Source organism: Fulvitalea axinellae, from assembly GCF_036492835.1.
GTDB lineage: Bacteria > Bacteroidota > Bacteroidia > Cytophagales > Cyclobacteriaceae > Fulvitalea > Fulvitalea axinellae.
Genome location: NZ_AP025314.1, coordinates 375700 through 392717, shown reverse-complemented (window position 1 = coordinate 392717; position 17018 = coordinate 375700). Strand labels below are relative to the sequence as shown.

12 protein-coding genes are annotated in these 17018 nt (G+C 48.7%); 9 read left to right on the top strand and 3 right to left on the bottom strand.

Translation table 11 applies throughout. The features are described from left to right. The first annotated feature begins 410 nt into the window (after nucleotides 1-410). From AABK39_RS01510 to chrA, 7 genes are all read left to right on the top strand, one after another. The gene (locus AABK39_RS01510) at nucleotides 411-800 is read left to right on the top strand and encodes a TraR/DksA family transcriptional regulator (protein WP_338393176.1); all 390 of its coding nucleotides are present in this window, start codon (nucleotides 411-413) and stop codon (nucleotides 798-800) included. A 59-nt stretch (nucleotides 801-859) separates the two neighbouring features. Then, nucleotides 860-1435 (top strand): SMC-Scp complex subunit ScpB, encoded by a 576-nt coding sequence (scpB, locus tag AABK39_RS01505; protein ID WP_338393175.1) that lies wholly within the window; start codon nucleotides 860-862, stop codon nucleotides 1433-1435. Between the two features lie 113 nt (nucleotides 1436-1548). After that, entirely contained in the window at nucleotides 1549-3006 is a 1458-nt protein-coding gene (locus AABK39_RS01500) for a pseudouridine synthase (protein WP_338393174.1), read from the top strand. Between the two features lie 220 nt (nucleotides 3007-3226). Continuing rightward, on the top strand, nucleotides 3227-4219 hold the full coding sequence (locus AABK39_RS01495; RefSeq protein ID WP_338393173.1) for a bifunctional heptose 7-phosphate kinase/heptose 1-phosphate adenyltransferase: 993 nt from the start codon (nucleotides 3227-3229) through the stop codon (nucleotides 4217-4219). 1 nt (nucleotide 4220) lies between these two features. Further along, nucleotides 4221-6032: a TrkH family potassium uptake protein gene (locus AABK39_RS01490; protein ID WP_338393172.1), complete on the top strand. Its 1812-nt coding sequence runs from the start codon at nucleotides 4221-4223 to the stop codon at nucleotides 6030-6032. Nucleotides 6033-6063: 31 nt separating this feature from the next. Then, a complete protein-coding gene (locus tag AABK39_RS01485) occupies nucleotides 6064-6930 on the top strand; it encodes a YitT family protein (RefSeq protein WP_338393171.1) in 867 nt (288 codons plus the stop codon). A 107-nt stretch (nucleotides 6931-7037) separates the two neighbouring features. Continuing rightward, nucleotides 7038-8243, top strand: a complete 1206-nt coding sequence (gene chrA / locus AABK39_RS01480; RefSeq protein WP_338393170.1) for a chromate efflux transporter — start codon at nucleotides 7038-7040, stop codon at nucleotides 8241-8243. Nucleotides 8244-8343: 100 nt separating this feature from the next. Here chrA and AABK39_RS01475 read toward each other — a convergent pair whose 3' ends face one another. Together AABK39_RS01475 and AABK39_RS01470 are read right to left on the bottom strand one after the other, a co-directional pair. Beyond that, on the bottom strand, nucleotides 8344-9939 hold the full coding sequence (locus AABK39_RS01475) for a glycoside hydrolase family 31 protein (RefSeq protein ID WP_338393169.1): 1596 nt from the start codon (nucleotides 9937-9939) through the stop codon (nucleotides 8344-8346). Nucleotides 9940-10293: 354 nt separating this feature from the next. Continuing rightward, a complete protein-coding gene (locus AABK39_RS01470; protein ID WP_338393168.1) occupies nucleotides 10294-10806 on the bottom strand; it encodes a hypothetical protein in 513 nt (170 codons plus the stop codon). Nucleotides 10807-10982: 176 nt separating this feature from the next. Here AABK39_RS01470 and AABK39_RS01465 point away from each other — a divergent pair, with 176 nt between their 5' ends. Together AABK39_RS01465 and AABK39_RS01460 are read left to right on the top strand one after the other, a co-directional pair. Beyond that, a complete protein-coding gene (locus tag AABK39_RS01465) occupies nucleotides 10983-12818 on the top strand; it encodes a DUF885 domain-containing protein (RefSeq protein ID WP_338393167.1) in 1836 nt (611 codons plus the stop codon). 247 nt (nucleotides 12819-13065) lie between these two features. Continuing rightward, complete coding sequence (locus tag AABK39_RS01460) at nucleotides 13066-13887, top strand: hypothetical protein (RefSeq protein WP_338393166.1); 822 nt, start codon at nucleotides 13066-13068, stop codon at nucleotides 13885-13887. Nucleotides 13888-14013: 126 nt separating this feature from the next. Here AABK39_RS01460 and AABK39_RS01455 read toward each other — a convergent pair whose 3' ends face one another. Then, entirely contained in the window at nucleotides 14014-16944 is a 2931-nt protein-coding gene (locus tag AABK39_RS01455; RefSeq protein ID WP_338393165.1) for a TonB-dependent receptor, read from the bottom strand. Nucleotides 16945-17018: the final 74 nt, after the last annotated feature.

The window sequence follows — 17018 nt, the reverse complement described above, 5'->3', positions numbered from 1 at the left end:
CATCATTGTCTACCCGCCAAACCAAAGGCTCCTGAAACGCGCTATACGACATGAAACAAACAACATAAGACCCTATTTCTAGAGTTCAAGTTTCTCCAAAAAAACACAACCAACTCTATACTAATCGTTTACAGAAATGATTATCGAAAAAACTTCTCAAAAAGAAAAAATAGAGATAATCCAGTATCGCTAGGTCAACTTTTTTCCTACATATAATTTTTTTATCCGATTTTTTTGCCCTAAACTTAGGCCTTTATTTAAGTGGATGAGAATGAGGGCGGAACCTTATTGCCTCTACAAATTTTTTTCGTGTGCAATTTTTTTACGATAGTGTCGTTGGAAACGAAAACGATTGAGGTGATCTATAGTATCCGCCATTAAAATGATGTCAAACCTCCTAACCTGTCGCCATGGAAAAGGCCGAAGTGAAACTCCGTTACTCTCGGGAAGAGCTTAACGAGTTCGAGGAAATTCTGAGAAATAAGCTGGAAAACGCTTACAACGAACTGAATTACATCAAATCTACGCTGAACCGCAGCATCGACAACGGCACGGGAGCTTCCTCCGGAAACGTGAAGGTATTGGAAGACGGAGCCGACACAGCGGAAAAAGAAAGCCTGAACCAGCTGGCCGCCCGCCAACAGAAGTTCATCAAAAACCTGAACGACGCGCTGGTAAGGATCAAAAACGGCACCTACGGCATCTGCGTGGACAGCGGAAAGCTGATCCCGAAAGAGCGCCTGCGCGCCGTACCGCACACGATGCACACCATTGAGGCGAAGCTCAAAAAGCAGGGCTAAACCCGCCGATGCGCTTGTCCGGATTTTTTTATATTTGTCTCGGACCAAGCCTTAAGCGAGTGAAAGCCCCCGAAAAAATCGACACTTACGTGGAGGCGCTGATTTTCTGCGCCTCCTCTCCTATAAGCCCGAAAGATATCCAGAAGTGCCTCGAAGAGGCCTTTGAATCCGACGTTGACTTCTCCTCCGTCAAAAAATCGGCCCGGAGGGTCAAAAAACGCTACGACGAAGGACCGCAACCGTTTACCATAGCGGAAGTGGCCGGCGGTTACGAGTTCCGGACCAAACCCGCCTATGCTCACGTGGTCAACGTACTGACGAAACAGCGTTCGCAAAGACGCCTCTCGCCCTCGGCTATCGAAACCCTGTCCATTATAGCTTACAAACAGCCGGTTACCAAAGCCGATATCGAGCGTGTGCGTGGCGTGAATTCTGACTATTCCGTCAGGACACTTTTGGAAAAAGGATTGGTCGAAATCAAAGGGAAATCCGAAGCATTGGGCCGGCCGTTGCTCTACGGCACCAGCCCGGCGTTTATGGAATATTTCGGGATAAACAGCATCAAGGACTTACCGGCCCTAAAAGACATTTCGCCTGACAATGACAACGAGGTCGGAGAGAAGGTAGACTCCTGATTTTTCGGTAATTAGGTGCTTTTTGCGAAGCCTCCGGCGGATTTTCATACCAATTTGCCTACCTTTGCGTTCTTGTTTAAAATTTTTCAGAAAGAAGGGAACCATACCGTGCCATGAAGAAGAAAGACCCACAGAAAGATTGGGACAACGGAAAAGAGCCTAAGCCGGGACGTGATTCGGCCGGCGGAAGGGAACCTAGAGCTCCCCGGAAAAGAATCCGTATCCGCCAGGACCAAGACCAGCCCAAGTTTGAGAACAGGCGCCCTTACGGAGACAACCAAGAACGACGCACTTACGATAGAAACGCTAACCGCGACGGCGACAGAAGCGCCCAAGGAAAGCGCACACCATATAACAGGGACGACAGAAACAAACGCCCCTACAACAGAGAAGACAACAGGGAGGAAAGAGGGGAAAGACGCTACGGACAAAACCGCAGGCCTTATAACAGGGAAGAGCGGGGCGAACGTAACGAAAGACCATTCGGCGAACGCCGCGAAAGGCCCAACAGAAGGCCTAATGACCGCAACAGCCGACACGATCGTGATAACCGCGACAACCGCACCTTCGGAAGAAACCGTGAAGAGAGCCCGCGCAATGAGCGTAGACGCCCATACGACCGCGACCAACGTCAGGAACGTTCCGGAAGATTCGCCACAAGGCGCGATGACGGGGAGCAACGCCGTGACAGCCGTCCGGACGACAGAAAGAAAAACTTCCGCAGGGATCCGGAAAACAAGCTCAATTACCTGAAAGACCGTCACAAGCGCCGTGAGATGGACATCCGTCCGAAAGCCAAGGCGCCGGAATACGACGAAAAGAAACTCAGGGAAATCGAGCGCAACAAAGGCATCCAGCACGGATCCGAAATCCGCCTTAATAAATATATCGCCAACGCCGGCTTGTGCTCGCGTCGCGAAGCCGACCGCTTTATCGCCGCCGGCGAAATTAAGGTCAATGGCAAAGTGGTAACGGAAATGGGCCATAAGGTAACCCACCGCGACGAAATCAAGTGGAACGGCAAGATCCTTAACGGCGAGAAGAAAGTTTACGTTCTCCTCAACAAGCCAAAGGATTTCATCACCACCATGGATGATCCTCAAAACCGCCGTACGGTAATGGAATTGGTGGCCAAAGCCTGCGAAGAAAGGATTTATCCCGTAGGACGCCTTGACCGCAACACCACCGGCTTGCTTCTTTTGACCAACGACGGCGATTTGGCCGACAAACTCGCCCACCCGGGCAACAAGGTCAGAAAAGTGTACCAGGCCATGCTGAACAAGCCTTTGGAAGAGGAACACTTCGAAGCGATCAAAGCCGGATTCAAGCTGGAAGACGGAGACGTGGAAGTGGACGATTTGGCTATCGTTACGCCGGACAGGCTGGACGTGGGCATCGAGCTCCACATTGGCCGAAACCGCATTGTACGCCGTATATTCGAACACTTCGGCTACGAAGTGGTGAAACTGGACCGTGTACTTTATGGTGGGCTTACCAAAAAAGACCTTCCGAGAGGACGCTGGCGCTTCCTCACCGAAAAAGAACTGATAAGACTGAAATACTTCATCTAAGTCGAAAAGCCGTCAACCGACGGCTTTTTTCGATTAATACGGTCCAACGGCCCACAGCGTGATTTTAGGGCATCATTTTGTATCTTTGCCAAGAATCCGCAAGGACAGGCGCCTGTTCCGGCCTAGCCGGCAACGGGGCGCAATAGGGTAGGGCCCCGCCTTTCCGCCTATGCCATAAATGGCCCGGACGGTCAGGCTTTGGCCGAAAATTCTTTATCTTATGAAACTCAATTCTTTGCAAGATATCGCCGGAGCGTTCAACGGACTGAAAGCCCTGATCATCGGCGACATAATGGTAGACGCGTACGTTTGGGGAAAAGTTGACCGGATTTCGCCGGAAGCACCCGTTCCCGTAGTGCATGTCAGCAAGCGCGAGTCCCGTATGGGAGGCGCTGCCAACGTTGCGAAAAACATCAAAGCCTTGGGCGCCGAGCCCGTAATTTGCGCCCTAGTGGGCGAAGACCAAGCCGGATCGGACCTGCTGGATCTTTTTGTGGAAAGAAATATTCCGACGGAAGGAATCATCCAGAGCAAGGAACGCGTTACCACGGTCAAGGAACGTCTTTTGGCCGGCTCTCAGCAGTTGATGCGCGTGGACTCGGAAGAAGACCGCCCGCTTAGCGCCGAAGAGCACAAGGAGATCATGGAACGCATCCGTTTGCTGTTGCCGGAATGCGATGTCGTGATTTTCGAAGATTATGACAAAGGCGTGATCAACGAGCACCTCGTAGAAGAAGTAGTGTCCATGGCTCGTGAAAAAGGAATTCCTACGGTTGTGGACCCGAAGAAAAGGAACTTTTTGGCTTATCGCCGCGTAGATCTTTTCAAGCCGAACCTCAAGGAAATCAAGGAAGGCCTGAAGATCGACTTCGAAGCCAAAAAACCGGAAGAGCTCCGCGACGCCGTACGTCAATTGCTCGCCGCGCTTAATGCCGAGGCCGCTTTGGTTACGATGTCCGAGCTTGGCGTTTATATTGACAACGGAACGGAACATCACCACATCGAAGCGCATATACGCCAAATCTCTGACGTATCCGGCGCCGGCGATACGGTGATCAGTATCGCATCGCTTTGCATGGCGCTGAAATTGCCGTTGGACTTCACGGCCGCGTTGTCAAATCTTGGAGGAGGATTAGTTTGCGAACATTTGGGGGTAGTGCCGATAGATAAGGAGCGTTTGTTCGCTGAAGCAGCGGAAAACAAATTGCTTTAGAATGTTAAGAAAACATTGGGTTGAAAAAATAAACAACAAACTCTACGATAGCCAGTCCAACGTAAATTTGGTGCTGACAGTCGTAGAGTTTTTGGCATCTGTGGCGGGGGCGGGAGTCCTCGTTTTCGGATTTGGCTATAAGGAAACATCCGCCGAAGCGGAAAAACTCACCGAGGCCCTAGACGTGGTTTTCGGTGTTTTTGTAGCCGTATTTTTCCTCCGGGTCTTCTATTCGTTAAAAGCCTGGACCTATATAAAGGAAAACAAGTTCGAGACTTTCCTGATCACGCTGATACTCACCAACGTGATCACCAACTACCTGTTCGACAGCTTCTTGGTACGGACGGTTTTCGATTTGCTGAAACTTTCCGATTTCAAAGGATTCTACATATTCAGCGAAAGCGTCTATATCCTGACCATCGTCGGGTATAAACTGGTGGTGGCCAGTATGAGCATCCCGCGTCTCAATATCCGTCCGCCAACGCTGTTTATCCTCAGTTTTGGTATTCTGATCCTTTGCGGCGCCGGTCTGCTGATGCTCCCCACCATGACTGTACATCCGGGTAGTATGTCTTTCACAGACGCGTTGTTCACGTCGGCTAGCGCCACCTGCGTTACCGGGCTTATAGTCGTGGACACCGCCACGTATTTTACCATTCGTGGCCAAGTCGTAATCCTGATTCTGATCCAAGTCGGCGGGCTAGGTCTTTTGGCTTTCGCCTTGTTCTTCGCCCAGTTTATCAGGAAGAACGTTAGCCTTAAGGAACAGGTATTGATACAGGATTTCTTCAGCAGTGACTCGCTTTACTCCGCCAAGCGGATTCTTAGGCAGGTTGTCACGCTCACTTTGGGTATCGAAGCCATTTCCGCAGTGCTGATATATTACAGTTGGGGAAACGGGGTCGAATTCATTTCCACTGGCCAAAAAGTCTATTTTTCGGTGTTTCACGCCATATCGGCGTTCTGTAACGCCGGTTTCAGCCTGTTTTCGAACAATCTTTTCGAGAGCTCTATCAGGCACGCATACTTAATGCAGGTTGTCGTGGCGGTTACGGTTATCTTCGGCGGTTTGGGCTTTACGGTTATCGAAGACCTTTTCTCACCGAAAAAACTGAGGGAACGTCTCCGCAAGCCTTGGATGGATTGGCGGTTGAGCACGAAAGTAGCCGTCTACGTTTCCGCTTTCCTTATTGTTCTGGGCACGGTTATCATCTTCATTCTTGAATTTGACAATACCATGGACACGCTTAACGTGGGCGAAAAAATGGTGGCCAGCTTCTTCCAATCCGTGGTTGCTCGTACCGCCGGTTTCAATTCGGTGGACATCGGCGGAATGCGGAACGCCACACTAATATTTGTCGTGGTGCTGATGTTTATCGGAGCTTCGTCCGGGTCCGTAGGCGGCGGTATCAAGACCTCCACCTTTTATCTGATCTCCGTGTCGGCCCTGGCCACTATCCGGGGCAAATCCAGAATCGAGATCGGGAAAAGGGAGATCCCGAAGACCTTGCTGTTCAAGGCGCTTTCGGTATTCTTCTTCGCAAGTACCATTATTATGATTTCCCTGTTTCTGCTGGCTTTCTTTGAGCCGGAAATCTCGGTTATCCATCTGGCTTTCGAAGAAGTTTCGGCTTTCGCCACCGTTGGGCTAAGTACGGGTATCACCTCAGCTTTGAGCGAGCCCAGCAAGTATATCCTGATTATATCGATGTTTTTGGGCAGGGTGGGCACTCTTACCTTTGTGCTATCATTAAGTAACAGCGCCTACACCAAAACTTACAAATACCCAAGCACCAGCATGATGGTAGGCTAAAACAATTCCCCCGTTTCTTAATTCTTCACTTATGGAAGAACAGGTTACTAAGAAACGGGGGGACAGCCTCTCCTTACTTTTCAGGGAATATATCCTAATAACAGTCGGAGTCGTTTTGGCGGCTCTTGGCATCACCGCTTTTTTTGCGCCAGCGCAAATTAGCTACGGAGGCCTTACAGGCATTTCGTTGCTTGCGTATTTCGCTACGGGCATTCCCATCTGGATTCCTTATATTCTGATCAATATAGTAATCGTAATTACCGGGTTCTTCACCTTGGGGAGCCGTTTGGCTACAAAGACCGTTTATACGATCGTACTCTACGCCATTTCTCTGTCCATACTCCAGCATCACTTTTCAGGCAGAATTGCCCAAGACACGCTTATTAACGCATTAGCCGGAGGGGTGCTCAACGGTGCGGGATTCGCCTTGGTTTTTTTGCAAAATGGCGCTTTGGGAGGTATCGGCATCATCTCGATGGTAGTCCATAAATATACAGGCATCTGCTACGCCCGGATTATGTTTGGCTTTAGGGCTTTGGTTCTCTTCGGAACGTACTTTGTTTTCCAGTCTTTTGAAGCGGTGCTTTACGCCCTTATCGCGATCTTCGTGAGCACCTACACCATGGATTATGTCTTGACAGGCTTCAGAGGAACGTTACAACTATTCATCTTTTCGCCTCATTACAAAAAAATATCGGAAGATCTTAAATCCCAATATTCCGAAAATGTCTCTTTGCTTCCTACCGAAAGCTGGTTTTCTGAGGAAGGGGAAAGATCCCAACTACTAATGGTCGTCGTGACCAAGGACCAATACGGGGCAGTAAAGAATATTGTAAAATCCCATGATGAGAGTGCCCATATAGTAGTGTCTCCTGTTTCGGGAAAAATGGGAAAATAGGTCATTCTAAATCACTGGAAAACAACATTTTCCTTTCCTCGCCTCTCCGCTCAACCGGCCTTCCTGTTTGCGCTTCCGGCTTTAAATAAGTACTTTAGCCGGTCGAGATGAAACGCAAACGGATACGTAACCATATTTTTCTTCGGGACGTTCTGTCCCTTGCCCTGACGGCTTTCGGAGGTCCGCAAGCGCATGTGGCAATGTATCTTGACCTTTTGGTGGCGCAACGGGGGTACCTCACCGAAGACGAGCTGATAGAGCTCAACGCGCTATGCCAGATCCTTCCGGGGCCTACGTCCACACAAACCATCACCGCAATCGGGTTCAGAGTAGGAGGGCCGAAACTGGCTTATCTCACCCTGCTAATCTGGGCTTTGCCAGCCGTCACCTTGATGACTGTGGCCGCGTTTCTTATCGCTTATTTTCAACATGAAGAGCACCTAGACTTAAGCTTCGCGAAGTTCATTATGCCAATGGCCGTCGGTTTTGTGGCCTACGCTGGCCAGAAAATCGGCCGTAAAGTGGTGAAAACCACCGAATGCGTGATCCTGATGATTCTTTCGGCTGTCGTCTGCTATTTCTATCATTCCCCCTATGTGTTTCCCGCCGTATTGCTTGTAGCGGGGGCTTTCTCTTCAAGGAATTACAGAAAAGAGCCCATCGAGGAAAAAACCAAAATTAATGTCGAATGGGCTAATTTCGGCCTGTGGCTGGGAGTGTTGGTGGGCGTTGCCCTGATTGGATATTTCACCCAAAATCTTGCTGTACGGATTTTCGAAAACTTCTATCGTAACGGGAGCCTGATTTTCGGTGGCGGGCAAGTACTCGTACCTCTGCTTTATTCGGAATTTGTCGATCTTAAAAAATACTTGAGCTCCGAAGAGTTCCTTACCGGTTTTTCATTGGTACAGGCCGTTCCCGGTCCTGTATTCTCGTTCAGTTCCTATATCGGGGCGCTTTCTATGCGTGAACATGGTACCGTAGGCCAGCTACTCGGAAGCCTTATGGCTGCGGGAGGAATATTCCTGCCTGGCACTTTTTTGATATTCTTCGTTATCCGCTTTTGGGATTCGCTTAAGCGTTATCGCCCCGTTCGGTCATCTTTGGCGGGCATTAACGCAGCAGCTTCGGGAATGGTGATCGCGGCGGCGTTTCTGTTGGCTAGGCCATTGAATATTTTGGCGATGCCCTCAGACCTTGATCCGGTTAACATCGCTGTTGCCACAGGAACATTTTCAGCGCTTTATTTCAGTAGGATTCCCGCTCCGTTTATAGTTCTTGCCGGTGTATTGCTCGGTGTCTTTTTGGCATAAACAATAAACCCTCCAATGTCAAAGACCGACATCACTCGATATCGGTCCTTGAGACTATTGGATGACTGTTTCCGTCTAGCTTTTTCCTAAAGCGGAGGGTTTATTTCTTTCTGAAATATGGAATCTCGTCCAAAGGAGCGTCAACCGTGATGGTTTTCGGGCCACGGAAAGTTTTTCCTTTTGTAGAAACCCACTTTCCGGGAGGCAGAATCACGGCTCTTTTTCTAGCGCCTTTCTTGATAACGGGAGCTACCAAAATCTCGTCGCCGAGCATAAACTGATCCCTTACCTTATGGAATCCTTGCTGAGGATAGTTGTATTCCATCAGCCTGACAATCGGCTCGCCGGAGTCTTTGGCGTCTTTGGCCAAGCGCATGATATCGTCAATAACTTCGTCCCTGATTTTTACGGCGTCCAAGCACTTCTTAAGATGCTCTTTGTCCAATACTCGCCAAGGAGCCACTGAGAACTGCATCATCGGCATCAGAGCGTGGCACTGGGCCGAACGGACAATCAGTTCCTGATCGATTATGGCACCTTCCAAGAAGCTCTTGTATTGGCCACCGCCAATCATATCAGGGCAAGTGAAGGCATAACCCGAAACGCCCTGAGTAGCCAACTGTGGAATAAGCTTGTAGAGCGCTCCCCAATCGTGGTTTTTGTCATGGAGACGCTGGGCGAGGGGCTGGCCGGCCATTTTCCACATCGCGCGGTATTCGTTGAGCGGGTAATCCAAACCAATTTCCCCGAAGCTGGCCGAATGCTCTGTCGGAGTCATGCCCGGAACGTATGATTTCACGTTTCCTGTATAGAAACGGTTGTCGCCGGCGTCAAGCTTGTAACCATCCACGCCGTATTCGTCCTGCAAACGGTCCAGCTTCGACTTGAACCACTTCACGGCTTCCGGGTGGCTCAAATCAAGCACAGCGCTGTAGCCGTTCCACCATTTCACCATTTTCGGCTCGCCCGTGGCGCCGTCGATCAAGAACGCCTTCTTGGCGCTCAAAGCGCGGAACTCGTCGCAGTCAGGGCTTACGAAAGGACACACCCAGAGCATCACCTTGAAGCCCATTCCGTGCAGTTCTTTCATCATGGCTTTAGGATCCGAGAATCTTCCCTCGTGGAAATTCCACTTGCCGTAATCTTCCTGCCAGTTATCGTCGATCATCAATACTCCCGGAGGCAATCCGTTATCGATGATATCGTGGGCGTACTTCAGGATATCGCGCTGGTTTTGGTCATACATCAGCTCGATCCAAGTATTGTATTGCGGCACTTGGAACATAACTTCTGCCGGCATTTTTCCCGAAGGGGGAAAGAAATTCCGGCTAGCGTAGCGGTAAGCTTCTTTCAGATTTTTGCCAGCTTCGATCAATTGGACTTTGCCTTTGGTTTCGGTAATCAGAATCTCGCCTTCGCGGAATTCAAACTTAAACGGTTTGTCCGACCAAATCAGCCTTCCGCTACTGGCGATCAGCATCGGCTGGGTCTGGTTACCGCCGTTGGCTGTGTTTAGGTCAAAACTCAGATTGGTTTCCTTATCGAACGGCAACTTCTCGCCGAGGGCCACCACGCCGGGCCACCAGTATTCGTTATTGCGGATTTTCACCGTCAAATCGCCGGGAAGATCGGCAGCCCGCAAGCCTATGGCCGATATCAACGTAAGCAGTACCGAAGCTATATATTTTCGTAGCATAAAAATCGGGTTGGTATGGTTTAAAACTCTTCTGAAACGCCTCTGATCGCTATCCGGAACTTGCGATTCGGGCGTTTTCGCTTTGAAGCAATAACGTAAATAGGAATGTTCAATTATGGGAAAAATTGACCAAACGGCCTCTCTGGGCACCTTTGAAGGCTTTCCGAACAATTTTACATGGTTTTAATGCTCCAAAACCAGAATTAACACCTCGATGACTCCGTAACACAAGTTCAAGCCTACAACTTTCACTACATTCTACAGAACACGAACCCTTGCGCACAAAAAAACCGCTTCTTCCGAAACGGTTATATTTTTTGATACGCAAAAGCGCCGGTAACGGAAGTCAGCAACTTATTCCGTAACCATCAATATCTCCTCAAAACCGGGAACGAAAGCTTCCTCGTCAGTCCAGAAACCGCGAAAACGGCCCGGGCCGATAGCCTTGAAAATCACTTGTCCCTCGAAGGTTTTGTCCAGATCCGTGTAACAGAAGTCAAAGGCCAAGAACCCTTTGTGCCAAAACCCCTTGCCGAACTGGTATTGCGAAGCGCCGATTTCCCATACGCCACGCACCAAGCCGGCTTCCCAAAACACGCTCAGGGAACCTTTGTAGAATTTCCCCGGCTCGTCCGGATTATGGCCTCTCGACACGTAATTTCCGAAAACGTCGCCCAGATCCGTCGGGATGTCGTTGTCTTCCAAAAAAGCCCACTCCATGTCATACGACCGCTCGTAGTTCTTCCGCATCAACTCAAACCGCTCCTCGACACTCTCCCTGGTCACAGGCTGGAGTGGCATAACCACAGGTTCGTTCACATGGCTTTTATTCCACTGCATCCATTTCTGCAAATCCAGGTCTTCCATATAAATACATTTTGTCCGTCCGCAAAGTAACGAAAAAGCCTATAGTTTCCGTATGTGTTTTTTTAGAAAAGCTGAAGCTCACAACCTTTTCAGACCGTTCGGGAACATCCTCATTTCATATTTCGTCCAATTTTCGATAAATTCTGGATTGAAACCATCAATCTTAACTCATCGACATGTTCAGAATACCCAAAGCCCTTCTGCCGGCGTTCTGCGTATTAGCGCTTTCCTCCTGCGGAAAAAAAGGTGACGGAAAGGCCGAAGCCTCCTTAAAATCAGAGACCGAAGACAAAAAAGCAGTCGAGCTTTTCGAAGCTAGCTTCCAAAACCGAGTTGACCGTGATCCGAATTTCCAAGCCTATTTGGGAATCAAAAAAGACCAAGACAAGTGGACCGACATCTCTGCGGCCTTCGCCAAAGAGAACCACGCCATCAGGCTGGAAGACCAAAAGAAAGCCAATGCGATAGACCGCACCAAGCTTTCGGAGGACAACGCCCTGAGTCTCGACCTCTTTTTGCTCGAAACCGAAACTGCCATAAAAGGCAACGACTTCCGCCTGTACAGCTATCCTGTAAACCAAATGCACGGCCTCCAAGCCGAAGCGCCGGCCTTGTTAATCAATATGCACAGGATTGCGGATGTGGCTGACGCCAAAGCCTATATCGCCCGGCTGAATGCGGTTCCGAATATGGTCGACCAGCTGATCGAAGGCCTTAAAGAGCGGGAAGCCGCCGGCATTATGCCTCCCAAGTTCGTGCATGACCACGTAATCCGCGATTGCAAGAACATTATCACCGGAAAGCCTTTCGACAAATCATCCAAAGAAAGTACGCTCCGCACCGACTTCGCAGAAAAAATCAACAAAGCGGAAGCTATCGCCCAAGCGGAAAAGGAAGCTCTTATAAAAGAGGCGGACAAAGCGCTTGTGGAAAGTTTCAAGCCCGCTTATGAGAAGTTAGCGGCCTTCGTAACCGAACAGAAATCAAGAGCCAACACGGACGACGGAGTATGGAAATTTCCCGAAGGAGAGAAATTCTACCAGTACGCTCTGGAAAAAATCACAACGACAAAACTTACGGCCGAAGAGATCCATAATATCGGTCTGAAAGAAGTTGAGCGCATCCACGGCGAAATGACCGCCATCAAGGACAAAGTGGGCTTTAAGGGAACGCTTCAGGAGTTTTTCGCCTTTATGCGTACTGACAAGCAGTTCTACTTCGCCGACACGAAAGAGGGCAGAGCCGAATATCTGCAAAAAGCTACGGCGATTATCGACAATATGAAAGGTCGCCTCGACGAACTGTTCCTGACCAAACCAAAGGCTAGTTTAGTTACCAAAAAAGTGGAGGCCTTCCGTGAAAAATCGGCCGGCAAGGCGTTTTACGAAGCGCCCGCCCTCGACGGATCACGCCCGGGCACTTACTACGCCAACCTTTACAGAATGGAAGAAATGCCTTCGTACCAGATGGAAGCGTTGGCTTACCACGAAGGAATTCCGGGACACCATATGCAGATTTCCATAGCGCAAGAGCTTACGGGCGTTCCCCAATTCCGCAAATTCGGACGCTACACAGCCTATATCGAAGGCTGGGCGCTTTACACGGAGTTCATCCCCAAAGAGATGGGCCTTTATGCCGACCCTTATTCAGATTTCGGAAGATTGGCTATGGAGCTTTGGCGCGCGTGCCGTTTGGTAGTCGACACCGGAATCCACTCGAAAAAATGGACTCGTGAACAGGGTATTGCTTTCTATAAAGAAAACACGCCAAACGCCGAAGGCGACTGCGTAAAAATGGTGGAACGCCACATCGTGATGCCCGCTCAGGCTACGGCGTACAAAATCGGGATGCTCAAGATTATCGAACTCCGCAAAAAGGCCAAAACCGCTCTCGGCGATAAGTTTGACGTAAGGGAATTCCATGACGTGGTATTGACCAAGGGTCCACTGCCCCTCAATATTCTGGAAAAACAAGTAGACTCTTGGGTCGCTTCAAAGAAGGCCAAAGTTTAAGGTAACGGGATTTCTTACTTGGCTTTAATTTTGACTCACAAAAGGCTTGGCAGCAACTGCCAAGCCTTTATTTTTTACGTAAATATTAACAAGACAGGAGTGTTAAGAAGATTAATATTATCCAATCGGAATTCATAAAGTAATTATTGCGGACAATTAAATATCACAATGAAAAACTAAACACTTCACATGCTTCGATTGGTTAATTTATTGTTACCTTATTATTAACAACAAAGAGCGATAGCGTATGAGACTGTTTTTCGGCATATTGATATTTCTGATTACCCTTACATCAGGTTTTTCCAAAACTACGGATAACTCAATAGCCGAAGACTCTATCGTATATCTAACGAAATTCGAGGCCAGCGTCTTCGAAGACTTGCGCCACGGAATCGACGATCCGCTCAATATGCTTTTGGCCACAGACGGCCGTTTGGGCGTTCGGGAGATGTTCGGTTACAAAAAATCCTTTCGCGAACACGTGGACGCCATGAAAACCAAACGCGACGGCTTCCAAAAAGAAGTCTCGTACCTCAGGTTCGTTTTCCACAAAACCCGCTACAAGTACCTGAAGAACTATCAAAGGTTCGTGACTTTTGCCGAAACCTTCCGCTCAGGCACTTACGACTGCGTTACGGGAACGGCACTTTACGCCTCATTGCTCGACAACTTGGGCTACGAATACGAAATCATCGAAACACCACGTCACGTATTTCTTTTGATCAATGGCGAAGAGAAAAAATACTTGGTGGAATCAACTCTCAAAGACGGATTTGTTACCAGCAAATGGCTCATCAAGAAAGCCATGAAAAAATACGAAAGCCAGAAAGCCGGACAGTCCGTGGGCGAGGTGGGAGACAGACGCCACGTACACGGATCCGGCACCTTGGGCACCATCGGCCTAAAACAGCTGGCAGGGCTTCAATACTACAATAACGCGTTACTATCCCTAAGCGCAAGCAACACCGAGATGGCCCTCAACCAACTGCGGAAAAGCGAATTGCTTTACCCTTCGGAAAGGATGGCCGAGTTACGAAGCATGATAGAAAAGCTACACATTTCCAAATAAAAAAATGCCTGCCCGAACGACCAGGCAGGCTACCATACGAATAAAAAAATGCTTATTGTGAATTAAGCGGGTTTTCTATCCTGACCGGACGGGCCCGCTTTTTTTGGGCCCGCCAGTCAAATATTTTTAGAGGCTGTATGAGAGGCCAAGGCTAAATGTCGTGCCTCTCTCAAACCTTGAGTAATACTTTTCTTCGTGATCTTTGTAAGACTTCGAATAAACCATGTTGAGGATATTCGTAGCCTTCACGCTCAGTTTCAGATGGTCGCCGAAGCCCTTAGAGCTTACGAAGTTCAACGAAGGCCTAGGCTGTTCGTAAACATCGCTGGTCAACGCACCGGTAACGAACGCCAAACGCTCTCCGAAGTAGTTGAACGCAAAGCTGTTCTCCCACTGCAGACGACGCCAGTTGTAGCTCAAAGCGGCGTTAATGATATACGGCGACTGGCCTTGGAAAGGACGGGTTGTCTCCACATCGGTGAAGCCTGCATTCTCCTGGGCTTCGACTTCCTCTTTAGCCATATCACTTTCAGAGAAGATAAACGAGATATTTGTCGAGAAAACCAGATCCTCAAGCTCCGGAGTTATGAATCCGAAATTTTTACGCATCTCGGCTTCCAAACCGTATACCGTGGCCTCGTCTACGTTTATAGGCTTAATTTCTGTTGTTCCCGTGTTGGTAAGGAGTGTACGTACAATCGGATCGGTAAACTTCTTGTAGTATGCGCTTACCGCCAACAGTTCGCCTGGGTTCGGATAAAATTCGTATCTCAAATCGTAGTTGTCGATCAACGTACGCTTCAAGTCCGGGTTACCGGCTTCGAACGCTTTACCTATTCCGACAAGCATTGTGAACGGAGAGATCTCGCGCATATTCGGACGAGCCAAAGTACGGCCGTAAGCGGCTCTAAGGTTCATCTTTTCGTTCAGCTTGATGATCGTGTTAAGAGAAGGCAAGAAGTCAACTTCCTCAATTTTACTTTCCTCAAGTCGAGTATCCTTACTTTTCGCTCCCATTTCGGTACTTTCGATTCTCAAACCACCGATCAACTTAAACTTAGGACCGAACTCAAACACACCCATTCCGTATCCAGCAACGATTGTCTCCTCACCGGTATAAGTGTTCTGGTCGCTTGACAAATCAGAATAAATGTTACCCATAAGGTAAACGCTTTCGCCGTCGCCGTTTATCGACACACCAAGCAATCCTGAGTTATTAGTGCTGAAGAAACGACCGAAGTCTTCGCCGACATCACCGAAACGGAGGTATGAATCGTTGGCCACACCACCAATCGACGGCGGAACTTCAACCATTGAGTAGAGGTTTTCCGTAAACTCACGCTCTTTTTTCGAGTACGCTCCGCCAAACTTCGTAGACACTTTGAACCAACTGTCAGACTTAAAGTCGATTGTGACGTCAGCTTTGAAGTTCATTTGGGTATCTGTCAAATCCCTGAAAAAGTTCGAAGGCAACGAACCGATCTCTGATTTCGGCATGCTATACGTGTAACGCTTCGGCTCATTCGGCCCCGCTTGGTTAGTTCCGGCATAAGCGAAATAACGTCCGTCAGGCTCTTCCAAACTAGAGTAAACGTAACCGCCTACCCAGTCAAATTTGATTCCGTCGAATACTTCGAAGTAATGCTTACCGCTAAGCTGGGTGTTATTTAGCGTACGCATCTCCATGCGTGAGGATTGAGTACCGAAAAGGTCACGCCCCGAAGTCAACCAGAAACCTGACTCTTCCGTGGCCACGATGTCGCCATCATGGCTATACATATTCATTAAAGAAATCTCATGATTTGGAGCGATTTGGTAAGCCAAACTCAACAAACCTCCCAGATTAGAACTAACCGAAGACCTTGTCATTGTCAATTCCTGCTGAGACTGCAGGTTATCTTGCTTTCCTGTACCTTCATAGATACCAGTCTCACCGCCTTCCACTAACGAATAAGTGCGGTCAAACTTAAATCCGAAGTTTACGCCCAAAGGCTTTCCGAACAGATCGAAACGGTTACCTATAGAGAAATTCACTCCAGTGTTAAGCGGACTCGATATTTTTCTATGCGCATATGGGTTATCAAGAGATCTTGCCGTGATGTCCATAATAGACCGTACCTGTCCATTGTCTTCCTTAGCTGCTTCGATATAAGCGTTGGCTACCGCAGACGCATTAGAGATGTAGCTTTTGTAAAAATCAAGGTATTTGGACTTCGCTCTAGTACCGTCATCATACCCTAACCAATCCAATTTGCCTTCGGCTCCATCCGTAATGAAGTCGCTCTTGAGGTTTGAGTTGGTGTTGAAAGAAGTTGAAACTCCAAAATTCATGTAAAAATCCTCCGGCAATGACTTAGTCGTGATATCAACCTTTCCTCCCGTGAAGTTACCTGGCTGATCCGCCGTAAAGGTTTTCACAGTCACGATGTTGTCGATCATATCCGTGGGCACCAAGTCAAGGCTGGCGCTGTTACGGTAAGGGTCGGTGCTTGGCATGGTTACACCGTTCATTTGCGTAAGCGAATAACGGTCACCGAGGCCCCTGAGAACCATATATTTTCCGTCTTCAACAGCCGCTCCGGTCACGTATTTCATTGATTCGGCGGCGTTGGAAACGCCCATTTTCTTAATCTCGCTAACCGAGATGCCGTCTTGCACGGCTAGCGCTTTGCGCTGCATCGAAAGCAAGGCGGTCTGATTGTTATTGATTTGGCTTGCTTGCACCACCACTACGTCAAGCTCGCTGACGTCGGTAACCAAGCTTATGTTCAATTCGGTTACCTGACCGTCTTTTACCTCTACACCTTCCACCTTCTGCTCACGGTAACCTATATATTTAACGACAAGGCTGTACGTACCGGCCGGCACGCCCTTAATCATATACTTGCCGTAGATATCGGAAGCGGCGCCCTTCTGAATTGAGGAGATATAAGCCGTTCCGCCAATAATTTCTTCGCCACTCTCTTTGTCTGTAATCGAACCTGAAATTGAACCCTGCGCAAAGAGTTCGGCTGAGAGAAGCATTAGCGCAAAAAGTGCTTGAAGTGATCGTTTCATTTTTAAACCCTTGTTCACAATTAAAATCGTATGGTCGTGTATGGTAATCGTCGTATGGTAATTAAGGAGGGAGA

Bases quoted from the DNA above. Each gene is read 5' to 3' on its own strand.
- AABK39_RS01510 (WP_338393176.1), top strand. From the start codon at position 411: ATGGAAAAGGCCGAAGTGAAACTCCGTTACTCTCGGGAAGAGCTTAAC.
- AABK39_RS01500 (WP_338393174.1), top strand. From the start codon at position 1,549: ATGAAGAAGAAAGACCCACAGAAAGATTGGGACAACGGAAAAGAGCCT.
- AABK39_RS01495 (WP_338393173.1), top strand. From the start codon at position 3,227: ATGAAACTCAATTCTTTGCAAGATATCGCCGGAGCGTTCAACGGACTG.
- AABK39_RS01490 (WP_338393172.1), top strand. From the start codon at position 4,221: ATGTTAAGAAAACATTGGGTTGAAAAAATAAACAACAAACTCTACGAT.
- AABK39_RS01485 (WP_338393171.1), top strand. From the start codon at position 6,064: ATGGAAGAACAGGTTACTAAGAAACGGGGGGACAGCCTCTCCTTACTT.
- chrA (WP_338393170.1), top strand. From the start codon at position 7,038: ATGAAACGCAAACGGATACGTAACCATATTTTTCTTCGGGACGTTCTG.
- AABK39_RS01475 (WP_338393169.1), bottom strand. From the start codon at position 9,939: ATGCTACGAAAATATATAGCTTCGGTACTGCTTACGTTGATATCGGCC.
- AABK39_RS01470 (WP_338393168.1), bottom strand. From the start codon at position 10,806: ATGGAAGACCTGGATTTGCAGAAATGGATGCAGTGGAATAAAAGCCAT.
- AABK39_RS01465 (WP_338393167.1), top strand. From the start codon at position 10,983: ATGTTCAGAATACCCAAAGCCCTTCTGCCGGCGTTCTGCGTATTAGCG.
- AABK39_RS01460 (WP_338393166.1), top strand. From the start codon at position 13,066: ATGAGACTGTTTTTCGGCATATTGATATTTCTGATTACCCTTACATCA.
- AABK39_RS01455 (WP_338393165.1), bottom strand. From the start codon at position 16,944: ATGAAACGATCACTTCAAGCACTTTTTGCGCTAATGCTTCTCTCAGCC.